This is a genomic window from Tsukamurella sp. M9C (genome assembly GCF_020169415.1).
Lineage (GTDB): Bacteria > Actinomycetota > Actinomycetes > Mycobacteriales > Mycobacteriaceae > Tsukamurella.
On the sequence record NZ_JAIULG010000003.1, the window covers coordinates 144,209 to 159,064 of the forward strand.

The window sequence follows — 14,856 nt, forward strand, 5'->3', positions numbered from 1 at the left end:
GATGAGGATCTCCCTGCTCGCCGCCGCCGCAGCCCTGCTGGCGCCGCTGGTGCCCGCCGGGATCGGCACGGCCGCGGCTGCCGCCAGCACCCAGTGCGCGTACCTCGCCGACGGCATCGGCCTGTACCCCGACAACGACGTGACCCAGATGGGCGTCAAGATCGGCGCCGTCCGGAAGGTGGAGCCCTCCGGCGACGGGGTGAAGGTCACCTTCGACGTCTCCGGCCGCACGCTGCCCGCCACGGTGAAGGCCGTGACCCGCTCGACGTCGATCCTCGCGGACCGCTCGCTGGAGCTCGTCGGCAACTACTCGTCGGGGGCGACGCTCAACCCGGGCACCTGTATCACCCGCGAGAACTCGGCGACGCCGAAATCGATCTCCGAGACCACCTCCGCCGCGACCCGCCTGGTCGACTCCGTCACCGAGGGCGGCGCCTCCGCCGACCTCGGCAGGCTCCTCACGCGCCTCGACACCGAGGTCGGCCCGTCGGTGCCGCCGCAGGCCGCGCGCTCGCTGACGAACCTCTCCACCGTGCTCAGTGATCCGGCCGGCTTCCTCGGCGACGTGACCACCGTGGTGAGCAACGTCCGTCCGCTGATGCAGAGCATGGATCAGCAGTGGGGCGAGCTGCTGCTCACCCTGCAGCACGTGGGGAACGTCCTCGACCAGTACGGCAAGATCACCTTCCCGGCGGTGTCCGAGATCTTCCAGACGCTGCCCGTGTTCTTCCTCGTCGGCGACGACATGATGCGCCGCTACGGCCACATCCTGCGGCCCGGCGGCACGATGGCGGCGGACGCGGTCAAGCTGGCCGCGACCGGCGTGCGGTCCAACGAGGCGCTCGCGCGCATGCTGCCGGTGTTCGGCTCGCAGATTGCGCCGTACCTCCCCCGGGGCGACGAGGCACCCACCGCCGTCGCGGGCGTGCCCGTCACCACCGTCGCCACCCGCGATCCGAACGCCCTGTGCGCGCAGATCAACGCGCAGGCGCCGGGCGCCTGCACCGTGGTCGCGGGCAAGGCCCAGACCGCCACCGTCGACCTCGCGCAACTGCCCTTCCAGGGAGGCCGCTGATGACCCGCACCCGCAGCGCCGTGCGCTGGCTCCCCCGCCGCGTATCCACCGCGATCGTGATCGGCGCGGCCGTCGTCCTCGCCGGCTGCGGTGTGAGCCCCGCCAACATGGACATGCGCAACCCGCTCGGCGACGGCGACCAGTACGACGTGCAGCTCCAGTTCGCCGACGTGCTGAACCTGCCCATCGGCGCACGCATCTCGCTCGGCGGCCTGACCGTCGGCCGGGTGAAGGCCGTGGACCTCGGCGAGGACGCGGCGACGGTGACCGTCCGCGTCGACAAGACCGTCTCGCTGCCCTCGGACATCCACGCCTCCGTCCTGCAGGACACCCTCCTCGGCGAGGCCTACGTCCGGCTGGAGACGCCCGAGAAGTCCACCGGCACCGCGGCACCGCTGCGCGCCGGTTCGGTGCTGCCGCTGAGCCAGACGAGCCCGCCCCGGTCGGTGGAGAGCACGCTCACCATCCTCGCCGACTACTTCGGCAGCGGCTCGGTGCAGGACGTCAGCAAGACGATCACGCGCCTGAACACCGCGCTGCCCAAGGACCGTCCGCAGTTCGACCTGCTCTCCGCGCAGCTGAACCGCGACATCACCGGCATCGGGGCCGGTACCGCGGAGGTCAACCGCCTGCTCGACTCCGCGACCGAGATGGCCGACCGGATCGCCAAGCAGGAGAAGAACTTCAAGGACACGCTCTCGCCGTACCACCTCAAGTACTGGTCGAACCAGGGCAAGCTCATGTCGAACATCGGCGTGCTGCTGCCAGCCGTCGGAGGCATGCTGCAGCAGGGCTCCTGGCTGATCCCATTGATGAACTCGTCCTCCGACCTCTTCGAGCTGCTCACCGCCGATATGGTCTCGCTGGGCTCCGCCATCCACGGCGGCTCGATCCTGGTGAACAAGAACCTCGCCCCCTTCCTGAAGAAGCCGGTGGTGAAGGTCGACTCGGTGACCAACACCGCCGGGCAGGACGTCTCCCCCGGCGCACTCAAGGTGCTGCGACTGATCGGACAGGCACGATGACCCGCTCCGGACTCGCCTCCACCCTCGGCCTCATCGCGCTGGTCGTGGTCTCCATGCTGCTCCTGGGCAACCAGGGCGTGCAATGGTTCTCGCCGTCGGACGAGCGGGTCGCGTACATCCGCCTCACCGATGCCAACGGCCTGCAGGAGGGCTCGCGCGTCCTCGACCGCGGCGTCGAGGTCGGCAAGGTGCGCGGGCTCACCGTCGACGCCGACCGGGTCGAGGTCGAGGTCGGCTACGCCAAGGACACCCGGATCACCCAGGGCGCCAAGGTCCGCGTGCAGAACCTCTCGGGCCTCGGCGAGACCTACCTGACCATCGCCCAGGGCGACGGCGCCGCCGTCCCCGACGGCGCGCGCCTCGAGGGCGTCGTCGACACCGCCGACTCCACCGTCGGCGCGCTGTCGAGTTCCCTGTCCCGCCTGATGAAGCAGCTCGATCCCGCGACGGTGCAGCGCCTCCTCGCCCGCGCCGACGACGCGCTGCCGGACGGGGAGCGGACGGTGCCGACCATCGACGCCGGAGCGGTCCTCACCGCGACGTCGATCCTGCGCCAGCTGCCCGACATCAGCGACCTGCTGCAGTCCTTCAACTCGATCACGCCGCGCGCCGGCGACGTCGGCGCGCTGCTGCTCAGCCTCGACCAGCCGCTGCGCACCTTCGGCAAGGGCTACGGCGAGATGGCGCCCTACTCCGTCTCGTACATCAGCAAGGGCGACTACCCGAACGTGATCAAGGACGGCATGCTGGAGCTGTTCAAGGTGATCCAGGGCTTCGAGGACGGTGCCGCGCCGAGCGTGCAGTACCTGTCCGAGCTGATGCTCCCGTCGGTCCGGGCGATCGCCGACCCGCTGTCCACCATCAACGGCGGCCAGTTGCTCGACACCGCGCTCGCGTCGGTCCGCGGCCGCTCCGGGGCCGTCACCCTGCGCCTGGCGCCGTCCGACACCCGCCCCGCGGGCCCGTCGTCGGCGAAGCCGTCCGCCAAGCCCTCCGGCGCTCCGTCGAGCTCGAAGCCCGCGGCTCCGTCCAGCAGCACCGCACCGTCCAGCACCCCCGCGCAGCCCCGCTGACGCGGGCCGAAGGAGAACCGTGGCCCTCGCGATCACCGATGTCCAGACCGCCCTCGCCGAGTCGATCCGCGACTGGGCCGAGCGCGCGCACCCCGTCGACGCGGTCCGTTCCGGCGACGCCGGCGCGGTCGAGAAGGCCTGGCGCGGACTGGCGGAGATCGGCGTCTTCGGCATCACGCTGAGCGAGGATCTCGGCGGATTCGGCGGCAGCCCGGACGACGCCGCGGCCGCCGTCGAGGCCGCGACCGCGGTCCTCGCCCCCGGCCCCGTGGCCGGCACCGTCGCCGTGGGCGTCCTCCTGGAGCGGTACCTGGGCGGGACGGACCGGCTCGCCGCGGTGCGCGCGGATCTCGCCGCCGGCGAGGCGCGGGCCGCGCTCGTCGTCGACGGTGACGGCTCCCTCACCGCGGACGCCACCCCGCAGTCGCACCTGCTCGTCGAGTCCCCGTCGGGCGCCTGGCATCTACTCCCGCCGGGGCACCCCGGCGTGACGGTCGAGCCACTGCCCGGCCTGGACACCTCGCGGCCGCTCGCCCGGATCCACCTGGAGGCCCCCGACTTCGACGCGACCACCGAGATCCCCGGGCTGGCCGGCGACGACGCCCGCGCCGCGCTCGCGACCTTCGCCGCGGCCGAGGCCGCCGGCGTCGCCGCGTGGACCCTGCGCACCGCCGCCGAGTACTCGAAGGTGCGCGTGCAGTTCGGCAAGCCGATCGGCTCCTTCCAGGCGATCAAACAGATCGTCGCCGACATGCTGTGCCGCTCCGAGCAGTCCGCGGCGCTGGCCTGGGACGCGGCCCGGTCCGTCGGGGCCGGTCCCGAGCACCACCTGGCGGCCGCCGTCGCCGCCGCGGGCGCCCTCGACGCGGCGGTGGAGAACGCGAAGGACGCGATCCAGGTGCTCGGCGGCATCGGCTTCACCTTCGAGCACGACGCGCACCTGTACCTGCGCCGCGCCACGGCGCTGCGACTGCTGCTCGGCGACACCTCCCGATGGCGCACGCGCGCCGCGGAACTCGCGCTCGCCGGCGTGCGGCGCGGGCTGGACTACGAGGTGGAGGGCGACCACAGCGCCGCCGCGGCGGAGGGCGAGCAGATCGCCGCCATGACCGCCGACGAGCAGCGCCGCGCACTCGCGGACTCCGGTCTCCTGGTGCCGCACTGGGATCCGCCGTACGGGCGGGGCGCGGGCCCCGCGGAGCAGCTGGTGCTCGACAGCGCCCTGGAGGCGGCGGGGGTCGAGCGGCCGGCGCTGGTGATCGGCGCGTGGGCCGCCCCCACGATCCTTGAGCACGGCACGCCTGAGCAGGCCGAACGGTTCGTGTGGCCCACCCTGCTCGGCGAGATCCGCTGGTGCCAGCTGTTCAGCGAGCCCGAGGCCGGTTCCGACCTCGCCTCGCTGCGCACGAAGGCGACGCGCGTCGAGGGCGGGTGGTCGCTCACCGGCCAGAAGGTGTGGACCTCGCTCGCGCACGAGGCCGACTGGGCCATCTGCCTGGCGCGCACCGATCCGGACGCCCCGAAGCACAAGGGCATCACCTACTTCCTCGTCGACATGCTCTCCGACGGGATCGACGTCCGCCCGCTCCGCGAGATCACCGGCGACGTGCGGTTCAACGAGGTCTTCCTCGAGGACGTCTTCGTGCCCGACGACTGCGTCGTGGGCGCGGTGAACGGCGGCTGGCGGCTGGCCCGCACCACCCTCGCCAACGAACGGGTCGCGATGAGCGGCTCCGGCCTCGGCGCGCGCCTCGAGTCCCTCCTCGCCGACCCCGGCCCGGAGCCCGACCTGGCGGCGCTCGGCGGCCTCGTCGCCGAGGCGGCGTCCTGCACCCTCCTCGACCTGCGCGCCGTCATCGCGAGCGTCGGTGGCCAGGACCCGGGCGCGGCGTCCAGCGTGCGCAAGCTGGTCGGCGTGCAGCACCGGCAGGCGGTCGCGGAGGCCTGCCTGCGGCGCCTCGGGCCCGACGGTGCCATCGCCGGCCCCGAGGACCCGGCCGACGCGCGGTACGAGTTCCTCCTGACCCGGTGCCTGTCCATCGCGGGCGGGACGTCGCAGATCCTCCGGAACGTCGCGGCGGAGCAACTCCTCGGGCTCCCCCGCTCCTGAGTCGTTCCCTACCGCAGGACTGAAACCTGTTCTAGTATTCGAGCATGGACGATTCCGCTGTCTCCGCCGCCGCCGACGCGCTGCTCGGCGCGTACGCCGCATGCGCGCCGATCGACCCGATCATCGGCATGTTTCCCGACGCCACGATCACCGACGCCTACCGGATCCAGCAGGAGCAGGTGCGCCGCTGGGAGGCCTCGGGCGACGCCGTGAAGGGCCACAAGGTCGGGCTCGCCTCGCTCGCGATGCAGCGGCAGATGAACGTCTACGAGCCCGATTTCGGGCACCTCACCGCATCGATGTTCCACCTGGAGCAGATGCCGATCGACACCTCGTCGTGGATGCAGCCGCGGATCGAACCGGAGATCGCCTTCGTCCTCGGCCGCGAGCTCCGCGGCCCCGGCGTCACCGTGGCGGACGCGATCCGCGCCGTCGACTTCGTGGTCCCCGCCCTCGAGGTCGTCGACTCGCGGATCAAGGACTGGAACATCTCGATCGTCGACACGGTCGCCGACAACGCCTCGTCGGGCGGGGTCATCCTCGGCAGCCGGCCCACCCGCCTCGCCGACGTCGACCTGCGCACCGTCGGGTGCACCTTCCGGATCAGCGGCGAACAGGTGGGCACGGGCGCCGGCGGCGCCGTCCTCGGCTCGCCGATCAACGCGCTGGTCTGGCTCGCGAACACCGTCGGCCCGCTCGGCACCACGCTCGAGCCCGGCCACGTCGTGCTGCCCGGCTCCATGACGCGCGCCGAACCGGTGCGCGCCGGAGACATCGTCGTCGCCGACATGGGCCCCCTGGGCTCCGTGACGGCCGTCCTCGCCCCCTGACCGACCCCGAACGGAGAACACCATGAAGATCATCATCGGCGACGCCTGCACCGGTTTCGGTGTCTGCGAGGGCATCCGCCCCGACGTCTTCGAGGTCAACGACGAGGGCTTCGCCGAGGCCACCGACGAGGGCCTCACCGACGCCGACCGCGAGGACATCGAATACGCGGCCTCCCAGTGCCCCACCCAGGCCATCCGCATCGAGAACTGACCCCACCCCCGACTTAACAGCGTTAGCCCATACCGTCACCTGCGGGTTCGGTATGGGCTAACGCTGTTAAGTCAAGGGTAGTGGCCCGACGGTGCCGCGCGGGCACCGTCGGGCCGCCCGTCAGACCTTCTGGGCCGCGGACATCTCCACGGCGATGGCGATGATCATGTCCTCCTGGCCGCCCACGTAGCCGCGGCGGCCGCACTCGTAGAGGATCTCGTACGCGGGCACGCCGTAGCGCTCCGCGGCCCGCTCCGCGTGCAGCAGGAAGCTGGAGTACACGCCCGCGGCGCCCTGGACGATCGAGCTGCGGTCCATCACCGGCAGGCGCGTGATGTACGGCTTCACCACCTCCTCCGCGGCGGCCATGAGCGCGTCCTTGTCGGTGCCGGTCCGCACGCCGAGCTTCTCGAAGGCGGCCGAAAGGACCTCGGTCGGCGAATTGCCCGCGCCCGCACCGAGGGCGAGCAGGGAACCGTCGATCTGCTTCGCACCGGCGCGGTAGGCGAGCACCGAGTTGGCGACGCCGAAGCTCAGGTTCTGGTGGCCGTGGTAGCCCACCTGCGCGTCCTCGCCGAGCTCCGCCACGAGCGCGGCGACGCGATCGCCGGCGTCCTCCAGGATCAGTGCGCCGGCCGAGTCGACGACGTAGACGCACTGGCAGCCCGCGTCGGCCATGATCCGCGCCTGCTTCGCCAGCGCCTCGGGCGTGGACATGTGCGAGAGCATGAGGAAGCCGACCGTCTCGAGACCGAGTTCCCGTGCGGCACCGAAGTGCTGGATCGAGACGTCCGCCTCGGTGCAGTGGGTCGCGATGCGCAGCGCGCCGGCGCCGAGATCCGCCGCGACGCGGATGTCCTCGACGGTGCCCAGGCCGGGGAGCATGAGCACGGCGATCTTCGCCTGCTGCGCCTCGTCGACCGCGGCGGCGATGAGCTTGCGCTCGTCGACCAGCGAGAAGCCGTAATTGAAGGTGCTGCCGCCGAGGCCGTCGCCGTGGGTCACCTCGATGAGCGAGACGCCCGCGTCGTCGAGGGCGCGCACGGTGTCGCGCACGTTCTGCTCGGTGAACTGGTGGGCCATCGCGTGGCTGCCGTCGCGCAGCGACGTGTCGACGATGCGCACGTCCCGGTTCGGGTCGCTCCAGAGGTCGCCGTTGATGCCGGTCATGCGTTCACTCCTGCCAGGATGCGCTGCGCGAGCAGCTCGCCGGCGCGCGCGGCGGCGGCGGTCATGATGTCGAGGTTGCCCGCGTACGTGGGCAGGTAGTCGCCGTTGCCCGCGACCTCCAGGAAGACCGCGACGCGCGCCTTGCCCTCCCAGCCGGGCCGGGGCTCGTCGTACTGCGGTGGGGCCTTGAGCGTGTAGCCCGGGACGTACGCCTGCACGTCGGCCACCATCTTCTCGATCGAGGCGGTGATCGCGTCGCGATCGGCGTCGGGGTCGATGGCGCAGAACACGGTGTCGCGCATGATCATCGGCGGCTCGACCGGGTTGATGATGATGATCGCCTTGCCCTTGGCGGCGCCGCCGACCTCTTCGATCGCGCGGGCGGTGGTCTCCGTGAACTCGTCGATGTTGGCGCGCGTGCCGGGTCCGGCCGAGCGCGAGGACACCGACGCGACGATCTCCGCGTAGCTCACGGGCGTCACGCGGCTGACCGCGTGCACGATCGGGATCGTCGCCTGTCCGCCGCAGGTGATCATGTTGACGTTGGGCGCGTCCAGCTGGGACTCCAGGTTCACCACCGGACAGGCGAGCGGGCCGACGGCCGCGGGCGTCAGATCGACGGCGACGATGCCCGCCTCCGCGTACCGGGGGGCGTTGGCGCGGTGCGCCTTCGCCGACGTCGCTTCGAAGACCAACTGCGGCGGCTCCGGCCGCGCGAGCAGCCAGTCCACCCCCTCGGCCGAGGCCTCGAGCCCGAGCTCGGCGGCGCGCTTGAGGCCGTCCGATTCCGGGTCGACACCCACCATGTAGCGCACGTCCACGTGCTCGCTCCGTCGCAGTTTCGCCAGCAGGTCGGTGCCGATGTTGCCGGGCCCGACGATCGCCGCAATCACTTTCTCCGTCATGCCGCCATCGTCGGCCGCGCGGCGTGGCCGCGTCCACGCCCGCGTTCCGCTCAGCGGAACACCAGCTCCGGACCTCAGCACCATTGACGAACTGCGTTCGAAGTCTTAGATTCGAGACGTTCTATCTTGTTTGTCTCACCAGGAGCATCCATGCCCGCAGTCGCCTTCGCTCCCCGCTCCGCCGACACCTGGGCGGACCCGTTCGCCCTGTACCGCGACCTCCGCGCCACGGGCGCAGTGCACCGAGCCGAGCCGCTGGACGGCGAGGAGCTCGAGTACTACGTTGTGCCGCGCCACGCCGACGTGTGGCGCGCGCTGCGCGAGCCCGGCGACTTCTCGTCCGCGCAGGGGTTGACGCTGCACTACGGCGAGCTCGAGAAGATCGGCCTGCAGGAGAACCCGCCGATGGTGATGCAGGATCCGCCGGTGCACACCGCGTTCCGTCGCCTCGTCGCCCGCGGCTTCACGCCGAGGCAGGTCGCCGCGATCGAGCCCGACGTCCGCGCCTTCGTCGTGGAGCGGATCGAGCGCCTGCGCGGGCAGGGCGGCGGCGACATCGTGCACGAGTTGTTCAAGCCGCTGCCGTCCATGGTGGTCGCGCACTATCTGGGCGTTCCCGCCGCGGACCGCGGGCGGTTCGACGGCTGGACCGAGAGCATCGTGGCCGCGAACTCCGGCGGCGGAGACCTCTCCTCGGTGGTCGCCTCCGCGGCCGACGCGGTCGGCGAGCTCATGGCCTACTTCGCGGCGCTGATCGAGCGGCGGCGCACCGATCCCGAGGACGACGTGGTCTCGCACCTGGTCGCGGCCGGCGTCGGCGCCGACGGTGACCCGGCGGGCGTGGTCTCGATCCTCGGGTTCACGTTCACCATGGTCGCCGGCGGTAACGACACCACGACGGGTCTGCTCGGCGGCGCCGTCCAGCTCCTGCACCGGCACCCCGAGCAGCGACGTCTCCTCGCCGGCGATCCGGGGCAGATCCCCGGCGCCGTCGAGGAGTTCCTCCGGCTCACCTCGCCGGTGCAGGGCCTAGGGCGCACCACCACCCGCCCGGTGGACGTCGACGGGACCACGATCCCCGCCGACCGCCGCGTGCTCCTGCTCTACGGCTCGGCGAACCGCGACGAGCGGGTCTTCGGCGCGGACGCCGATGAGCTCGACGTCACGCGGAACCCGCGCAACATCCTCACCTTCGCGCAGGGGGCGCACCACTGCCTGGGCGCCGCGGCCGCACGCATGCAGTCGCGCGTCGCCCTCGAGGAACTCCTCGCCCGCATCCCGGAGTTCGCCGTCGATCTCGACGAGGTGCGCTGGGCGCCCGGCGCGTACGTGCGCCGCCCGACGACGGTGCCGATCTCCGTAGGATGACCGCCATGACCTCCGCCACGCCGAGCAGCTGGGCCGCGGCCGCCCGGTCCGGCGCGGCGGAGCGCATCCTCGACGCCGCGGCCGCACTCTTCGCCGAGCACGGCGTCGCCGCGGTGGGCATGGACGACATCGCCCGGGCCGCGGGCTGCTCCCGCGCCACGCTCTACCGGTACTTCGCCAACCGCGAGCTGCTGCGGTCCGCGTACGTGCTGCGCGAGATGTCCCGGGCCCTCGACCACCTCGCGTCGACCGCGCCGCCGTCCGGATCCGCCCCGGAGCGCCTCGTCGCCGTGATCGAGGCCGCGGTCGCCTACGTGCGGGACCGGCCGGAGCTGCTCGCCTGGTTCTCCTCGGAGGACTTCGCCGTGGGCCCCGTCCTCGCCGAGAACGCCGGAGCGCTCGCCGCGGCGGCGTCGCGCTCCCGCGTCTCCACCGACCTCCCCCAGCTCGCCGATCCGCAGGTCTTCGACTGGGTCGTCCGGGTCATCGTCGGCCTCCTGGCGCATCCCGGGGCGAGCGCCGCCTACGAGCACGAACTCCTCGTCCGGTTCGTCGGGCCGATCGTCCGCGGATAGCCGTCCGACGGGGCCCGGGCTGGCACACTGTGGCCATGTGTCCCGCTGAGCGGAACGACGGCGCCACCGTCGACCGCATCTCCGCGCTGCTCTCGGCGTACCGCCCCGGCGATGGCGGGCTCGGGGTGTCCGAGCTGGCGCGGCGCACGGACCTGCCCAAGTCGACGGTGCACCGCCTCACCGGGCACCTCGTCGCCGCGGGCCTGCTCGAGCGGTCCGGGACCGACCTGCGGTTGGGCGTGCGCCTGTTCGAGATCGGCCAGCTCGCCACCGGCCACCGCGATCTCGTCGACGCGGCGCGACCGGTGCTCGCGGATCTGCGCTCCGCGACCCGCAACACCGTCCACCTCGCGCGCCTCGAGGGCACGGAGGTCGTCTACTTCGAGGTCCTGCCCGGACCGGACGCGCCGGACCTGCCGTCGCGTGTGGGCGGCCGCATGCCCGCGCACGCCACCGGTGTGGGCAAAGCGATCCTCGCGTTCGCCGACGATGCCGTCGTCGACGGCGTGATCGCCACGGGCCTGCCGCGGCTGAGCACCCGGACCATCACCTCCCCCGCGATCCTGCGCCGCCAGCTGCAGCGGGTCCGCGACGAGGGCGTGGCCTACGAGCGGGAGGAGTCCGGCAACGGCACCGTCTGCGTGGCCTGCCCCATCCTCGACGCCGACGGTGCCCCCGTCGCCGCGATCTCCGTGGCGGGCTGGAGCAACCGCATGCGCCCGGAGCGCGTCGGCCCCGCCGTCCGCGCCGCCGCCCTCACCCTCTCCCGCGTCACCGCCCCCAATTGAACGATGTTTTGGAGAGCATTTCCGCAGGTCGCGTTCTCCAAAACATCGTTCAATCGGGGAGGTGGAGGGTGAGTGCCGGTTCGGTGCCGGTGAGGTCGACGACGGCGAGGCCGCGACGGTCACCGTCGTAGACGGTGGCGGTGACCGTCGAGCCCGAGGCGAGGACCTTGCCCACCTGCAGCCCTCGCACGTGAAGTAGGTCGGCTGCCCGGCGGCGGCCCCTGCCGCCGACGCCACGGATCCCGCCGAGGAAGCCGAGGGCGGCGCGCGTCCCGAGGGTGCGGAACAGCCGGGGACCGAGGAGCGCGCCCGCGGCGAGCCCACGCGGGCCGGAGAGCAGCAGCGCGGCGATCATGCCCCGCAGCTCCCAGTGCGCGTACAGCCCGGTGATCGCGGCGCCCTCGGGCCCGTCGGTCACGGTGTACCGCAGGTGCATCGGGATGTGCAGTGTGACGCCCGTGCTCATCGTCGTGTGCACCGTGAGGTCGCGGATCATGAGGCCGGTGCCCTCGCCCGGGACGATCAGGTCGTGCTCGACATCGAAGACGATCCGGTTGGGCGCGATGAACATGTCGTAGAACCGCGCGATCGCGGCCGGATTCGTCTGCGGCGGCGGGCCCACCGGATCGTGGACGGCGCCTCCGGGCGCGAACAGCGCGGTCCAGGCGTCCTTGTCGTGCGCGGCGACCGCGGCGGGGGACGCCTCCACCACCCGCCGGATCGCTTCCGTGCCCGGCATCTACAGCTTCAGCGCGTGCGTCGCGGTGGCACCGCCGTCGGCGACGAACTCGGCGCCGGTGCTGTAGCTCGCCTCGTCGGAGGCGACGAAGAGCACCAGCGCGGCGATCTCGTCGGCGCTGCCCTGCCGCCCGATGGGCAGGCGCTGCTTGAGCCAGTCGGTGGGCGGCTCGTTGCCGCCCAGGGCATCGGCGACCATCGCGGTGTCGATCATGCCGGGGTGCACCGAGTTGACGCGGATGCCGTACTGCCCCAGCTCCATCGCAGCCGACTTGGTCATGCCGCGGATCGCGAACTTGCTGGCGGTGTACGCGGTCAAGTACGGCATGCCGCCCAGCCCCTCGACCGACGACGTGTTGACGATCGACCCGCCGCCCGCGGCCTTCATCGGCTCGACGGCGGCGCGCATGCCGAGGAAGCAGCCGAACTGGTTGATCCGGATCACGCGCTCGTAGTCGGCGAGGGCGGTCTGCTCCAGGGCCGAGAAGAAGAGCACGCCGGCGTTGTTGACCAGCACGTCGAGCCCGCCGAAACGCTCCTGTACCTCGGCGACCGCGGCGGCCCAGTCCTCCTCGCTCGTCACGTCGAGGTGGCGGTAGACGGCCGCGTCGCCGAGTTCGGTGGCGAGAGCCTCGCCCTGCTCGTCCAGCACGTCGCCGAGCAGCACCTGCGCGCCCTCCGCGACGAACCGTCTCGCGACGGCGGCGCCCTGTCCGCGTGCGGCGCCCGTGACGAGCGCCCGCTTTCCGCTGAGTCTTCCGGTCGTGCTCGTCATGATCAGCCCTCCAGCTGTGCTGCGACGAACATGCGGTCGTCGCGGTCCGCGAAGTAGTCGCCGACGGCGGCGGCGAGCCCGGCGTCGTCCCACTGGCCGCCGTCGGCGTCGAAGCGGGCCTCCAGGCTCGGCGGCGCCATCAGCGCGACCATCCCGCCGTGCACCACGAAGACCTGCCCGTTGACCTTCGCGGCCTCGGGCCCGGCCAGGAACCGCACGAAGCGCGCGACGTGGTCGACGGACAGCGGGTCGACGGCACCGTCGGGGGCGTCGCCGAAGACGCCCTCCGTCATGGCGGTCCGTGCGCGCGGGCAAATGGCGTTGGCGCGGACGCCGTAGCGGCCGAGACCGCGCGCCGTGGCGATGGTGAGCGCGGCGATGCCCGCCTTCGCGGCGGCGTAGTTGGGCTGCCCGACGGAGCCGAACAGGAACGCCTCCGAGGAGGTGTTGATCACGCGGCCGTACACCTCGCCGCCCGACGCCTTGGCCGCGTCGCGCCAGTACGCCGACGCGTTCCGGGAGAGCAGGAAGTGTCCACGCAGGTGCACCCGGACCACCGAGTCGAACTCCTCGTCGGTCATCGAGAAGATCATCTTGTCCCGGCAGAAGCCGGCGTTGTTGACCACGATGTGCAGTCCGCCCAGGCCTTCCGCGGCGGCCATCAGTGCATCGGCCGTCTCCCGGTCGCCGGAGTCGCCGAGCACGAGCTCGGCGCGGCCCCCGTCGGACCGGATCTGCGCGACGACCTCCTCGGCCGCGGGCGAGACGTCGCCCACGACGACGGCGGCGCCGCCGCGGGCGAGGGCCAGCGCCTCGGCCCGGCCCAGGCCGGCCCCCGCACCGGTCACGATCGCGACCTTGCCGTCCAGGCTCTCCGTCTCTGCCCGCGTCATGTGCCACCCTTCGATGTAGGAACCTGTTCCACCGGGGAGCGCGCGCTCCCTCCTTCAACGAAAATACTGCCGAGAGCGCGGTTTCGTTCCGCTTTTCTAGAACTTGTTCTACAGTGGCGCCATGCGGATCGACTATGCGCCGGAACAGCAGGAGCTGCGGGCCGAGCTGCGCGCGTACTTCGCCCAGCTGATGACGCCCGAGCGCCGCGAGGCCCTGCTCGGGCCGGGCGGCGAGTACGGCGACGGGGAGGTGTACAAGGAGATCACCCGCACGCTCGGCAAGGACGGCTGGCTCGCCATCGGCTGGCCCGAGGAGTTCGGCGGGCAGGCCCGGCCCATGCTCGATCAGCTCATCTTCACCGACGAGGCCGCCGTCGCCGGCGTACCCGTCCCCTTCCTCACCGTGAACACCGTGGGCCCCGCCATCATGGCGGGCGGCACCGCGGAGCAGAAGGCCGAGCTACTGCCGGGCATCGCCGCCGGCGAGACCCACTTCTCCATCGGCTACTCCGAGCCGGAGGCGGGCACCGACCTCGCGGCGCTGCGCACGCGCGCGGTCCGCGATGGCGACGACTACGTCATCAACGGCCAGAAGATGTGGACCTCGCTCATCGAGTACGCGGACTACATCTGGCTCGCGGCGCGGACGGATCCCGAGGCGCAGCGCCATCGCGGTGTCTCGATCCTCGTGGTGCCCACCGACGCCGAGGGCTTCTCCTGGACGAAGGTGCACACCGTCGCCGGGCCGGGCACCTCCGCCACCTACTACCAGGACGTCCGGGTCCCGGTGACCTCGGTCGTCGGCGACCTGCACGGCGGCTGGAAGCTCATCACCAACCAGCTCAACCACGAGCGCGTGGCCCTCACCTCCGCGGCGCCCCTGCTCGACTCGGAGCGGCAGGTGCGGCACTGGGCGCAGAACACCAGGCTGGCCGACGGCTCGCGCGTGATCGACGCCGAGTGGGTGCAGACCCACCTGGCCCGCGTGTACGCCCACGCCCAGTACCTCAAGCTGCGGAACTGGAAGATCGCCTGGGCCGCCGACCACAGCGAGCTCGGCCCCGCCGACGCCTCCGCCACCAAGGTCTTCGGCACCGAGTACGCCACCGAGGGCTACCGCCTGCTGATGGAGGTGCTGGGCAGCGCGGGGATCATCCGCGCCAAGTCGCCGGGCACGCTGCTGCGCGGGCGGATCGAGCGGCTGCACCGCAGTTCGCTGATCCTCACGTTCGGCGGCGGCACCAACGAGATCCAGCGCGACCTGATCGCGGGTGCCGGACTGCACCTGCCCGTGAGCCGCTGAGCGAAGGAGAGGCACCC

At 72.1% G+C, this 14,856-nt stretch carries 15 protein-coding genes; 10 read left to right on the plus strand and 5 right to left on the minus strand.

From position 1 onward, the window contains the following. Position 1: 1 nt before the first annotated feature. The 6 genes from LB823_RS03215 to LB823_RS03240 are packed head-to-tail and all read left to right on the plus strand — an operon-like array spanning position 2 to position 6,324. Complete coding sequence (locus LB823_RS03215) at positions 2–1,075, plus strand: MlaD family protein (RefSeq protein WP_224645327.1); 1,074 nt, start codon at positions 2–4, stop codon at positions 1,073–1,075. Then, positions 1,075–2,100: an MlaD family protein gene (locus LB823_RS03220; RefSeq protein ID WP_224645328.1), complete on the plus strand. Its 1,026-nt coding sequence runs from the start codon at positions 1,075–1,077 to the stop codon at positions 2,098–2,100. Before LB823_RS03215 ends, LB823_RS03220 begins: the two co-directional genes overlap by 1 nt. Continuing rightward, the gene (locus LB823_RS03225; protein ID WP_224645329.1) at positions 2,097–3,173 is read left to right on the plus strand and encodes an MlaD family protein; all 1,077 of its coding nucleotides are present in this window, start codon (positions 2,097–2,099) and stop codon (positions 3,171–3,173) included. The genes LB823_RS03220 and LB823_RS03225 overlap by 4 nt, the downstream gene beginning before the upstream one ends. 19 nt (positions 3,174–3,192) lie before the next feature. After that, positions 3,193–5,283 carry an acyl-CoA dehydrogenase gene (locus tag LB823_RS03230; protein WP_224645330.1) on the plus strand — a complete coding sequence of 697 codons (2,091 nt, stop codon included), beginning with the start codon at positions 3,193–3,195 and terminating at the stop codon, positions 5,281–5,283. 44 nt (positions 5,284–5,327) lie between these two features. Next, the gene (locus tag LB823_RS03235) at positions 5,328–6,113 is read left to right on the plus strand and encodes a 2-keto-4-pentenoate hydratase (protein ID WP_224645331.1); all 786 of its coding nucleotides are present in this window, start codon (positions 5,328–5,330) and stop codon (positions 6,111–6,113) included. 22 nt (positions 6,114–6,135) lie between these two features. Next, positions 6,136–6,324 carry a ferredoxin gene (locus LB823_RS03240; RefSeq protein WP_013128373.1) on the plus strand — a complete coding sequence of 63 codons (189 nt, stop codon included), beginning with the start codon at positions 6,136–6,138 and terminating at the stop codon, positions 6,322–6,324. Between the two features lie 120 nt (positions 6,325–6,444). Here the strand turns inward: LB823_RS03240 and dmpG are convergent, their stop codons facing one another. After that, positions 6,445–7,494, minus strand: coding sequence for a 4-hydroxy-2-oxovalerate aldolase (dmpG, locus tag LB823_RS03245; RefSeq protein ID WP_224645332.1), 1,050 nt, complete (start codon positions 7,492–7,494; stop codon positions 6,445–6,447). Further along, positions 7,491–8,399, minus strand: a complete 909-nt coding sequence (locus LB823_RS03250; protein ID WP_224645333.1) for an acetaldehyde dehydrogenase (acetylating) — start codon at positions 8,397–8,399, stop codon at positions 7,491–7,493. The genes dmpG and LB823_RS03250 overlap by 4 nt, the downstream gene beginning before the upstream one ends. 150 nt (positions 8,400–8,549) lie before the next feature. Here LB823_RS03250 and LB823_RS03255 point away from each other — a divergent pair, with 150 nt between their 5' ends. From LB823_RS03255 to LB823_RS03265, 3 genes are read left to right on the plus strand one after another with little or no spacing between them, the layout of a single operon-like run. Continuing rightward, complete coding sequence (locus LB823_RS03255) at positions 8,550–9,767, plus strand: cytochrome P450 (protein WP_224645334.1); 1,218 nt, start codon at positions 8,550–8,552, stop codon at positions 9,765–9,767. A 5-nt stretch (positions 9,768–9,772) separates the two neighbouring features. Next, positions 9,773–10,342 carry a TetR/AcrR family transcriptional regulator gene (locus tag LB823_RS03260; RefSeq protein ID WP_224645335.1) on the plus strand — a complete coding sequence of 190 codons (570 nt, stop codon included), beginning with the start codon at positions 9,773–9,775 and terminating at the stop codon, positions 10,340–10,342. A 35-nt stretch (positions 10,343–10,377) separates the two neighbouring features. Then, entirely contained in the window at positions 10,378–11,130 is a 753-nt protein-coding gene (locus LB823_RS03265) for an IclR family transcriptional regulator (protein ID WP_224645336.1), read from the plus strand. Positions 11,131–11,179: 49 nt separating this feature from the next. Here the strand turns inward: LB823_RS03265 and LB823_RS03270 are convergent, their stop codons facing one another. Genes LB823_RS03270 through LB823_RS03280 form a run of 3 tightly spaced genes read right to left on the minus strand, consistent with a single transcriptional unit; the run spans position 11,180 to position 13,536 of the window. Further along, the gene (locus tag LB823_RS03270) at positions 11,180–11,869 is read right to left on the minus strand and encodes a nuclear transport factor 2 family protein (protein WP_224645337.1); all 690 of its coding nucleotides are present in this window, start codon (positions 11,867–11,869) and stop codon (positions 11,180–11,182) included. Further along, positions 11,870–12,643 (minus strand): glucose 1-dehydrogenase, encoded by a 774-nt coding sequence (locus LB823_RS03275; protein WP_224645338.1) that lies wholly within the window; start codon positions 12,641–12,643, stop codon positions 11,870–11,872. Positions 12,644–12,645: 2 nt separating this feature from the next. Next, positions 12,646–13,536, minus strand: coding sequence for a 3-oxoacyl-ACP reductase (locus LB823_RS03280; RefSeq protein WP_224645339.1), 891 nt, complete (start codon positions 13,534–13,536; stop codon positions 12,646–12,648). A 121-nt stretch (positions 13,537–13,657) separates the two neighbouring features. On the opposite strand from LB823_RS03280, the gene LB823_RS03285 reads away from it, so the two are divergent. Beyond that, the gene (locus LB823_RS03285) at positions 13,658–14,839 is read left to right on the plus strand and encodes an acyl-CoA dehydrogenase family protein (RefSeq protein ID WP_224645340.1); all 1,182 of its coding nucleotides are present in this window, start codon (positions 13,658–13,660) and stop codon (positions 14,837–14,839) included. The last annotated feature ends 17 nt before the right edge of the window (positions 14,840–14,856 follow it).

Excerpts from the sequence above, each read along its gene's own strand:
- LB823_RS03215 (WP_224645327.1), top strand. The coding sequence starts at position 2 with ATGAGGATCTCCCTGCTCGCCGCCGCCGCAGCCCTGCTGGCGCCGCTG.
- LB823_RS03265 (WP_224645336.1), top strand. The coding sequence starts at position 10,378 with ATGTGTCCCGCTGAGCGGAACGACGGCGCCACCGTCGACCGCATCTCC.
- dmpG (WP_224645332.1), bottom strand. The coding sequence starts at position 7,494 with ATGACCGGCATCAACGGCGACCTCTGGAGCGACCCGAACCGGGACGTG.
- LB823_RS03220 (WP_224645328.1), top strand. The coding sequence starts at position 1,075 with ATGACCCGCACCCGCAGCGCCGTGCGCTGGCTCCCCCGCCGCGTATCC.
- LB823_RS03240 (WP_013128373.1), top strand. The coding sequence starts at position 6,136 with ATGAAGATCATCATCGGCGACGCCTGCACCGGTTTCGGTGTCTGCGAG.
- LB823_RS03235 (WP_224645331.1), top strand. The coding sequence starts at position 5,328 with ATGGACGATTCCGCTGTCTCCGCCGCCGCCGACGCGCTGCTCGGCGCG.
- LB823_RS03260 (WP_224645335.1), top strand. The coding sequence starts at position 9,773 with ATGACCTCCGCCACGCCGAGCAGCTGGGCCGCGGCCGCCCGGTCCGGC.
- LB823_RS03225 (WP_224645329.1), top strand. The coding sequence starts at position 2,097 with ATGACCCGCTCCGGACTCGCCTCCACCCTCGGCCTCATCGCGCTGGTC.
- LB823_RS03270 (WP_224645337.1), bottom strand. The coding sequence starts at position 11,869 with ATGCCGGGCACGGAAGCGATCCGGCGGGTGGTGGAGGCGTCCCCCGCC.
- LB823_RS03250 (WP_224645333.1), bottom strand. The coding sequence starts at position 8,399 with ATGACGGAGAAAGTGATTGCGGCGATCGTCGGGCCCGGCAACATCGGC.
- LB823_RS03280 (WP_224645339.1), bottom strand. The coding sequence starts at position 13,536 with ATGACGCGGGCAGAGACGGAGAGCCTGGACGGCAAGGTCGCGATCGTG.
- LB823_RS03275 (WP_224645338.1), bottom strand. The coding sequence starts at position 12,643 with ATGACGAGCACGACCGGAAGACTCAGCGGAAAGCGGGCGCTCGTCACG.
- LB823_RS03255 (WP_224645334.1), top strand. The coding sequence starts at position 8,550 with ATGCCCGCAGTCGCCTTCGCTCCCCGCTCCGCCGACACCTGGGCGGAC.
- LB823_RS03285 (WP_224645340.1), top strand. The coding sequence starts at position 13,658 with ATGCGGATCGACTATGCGCCGGAACAGCAGGAGCTGCGGGCCGAGCTG.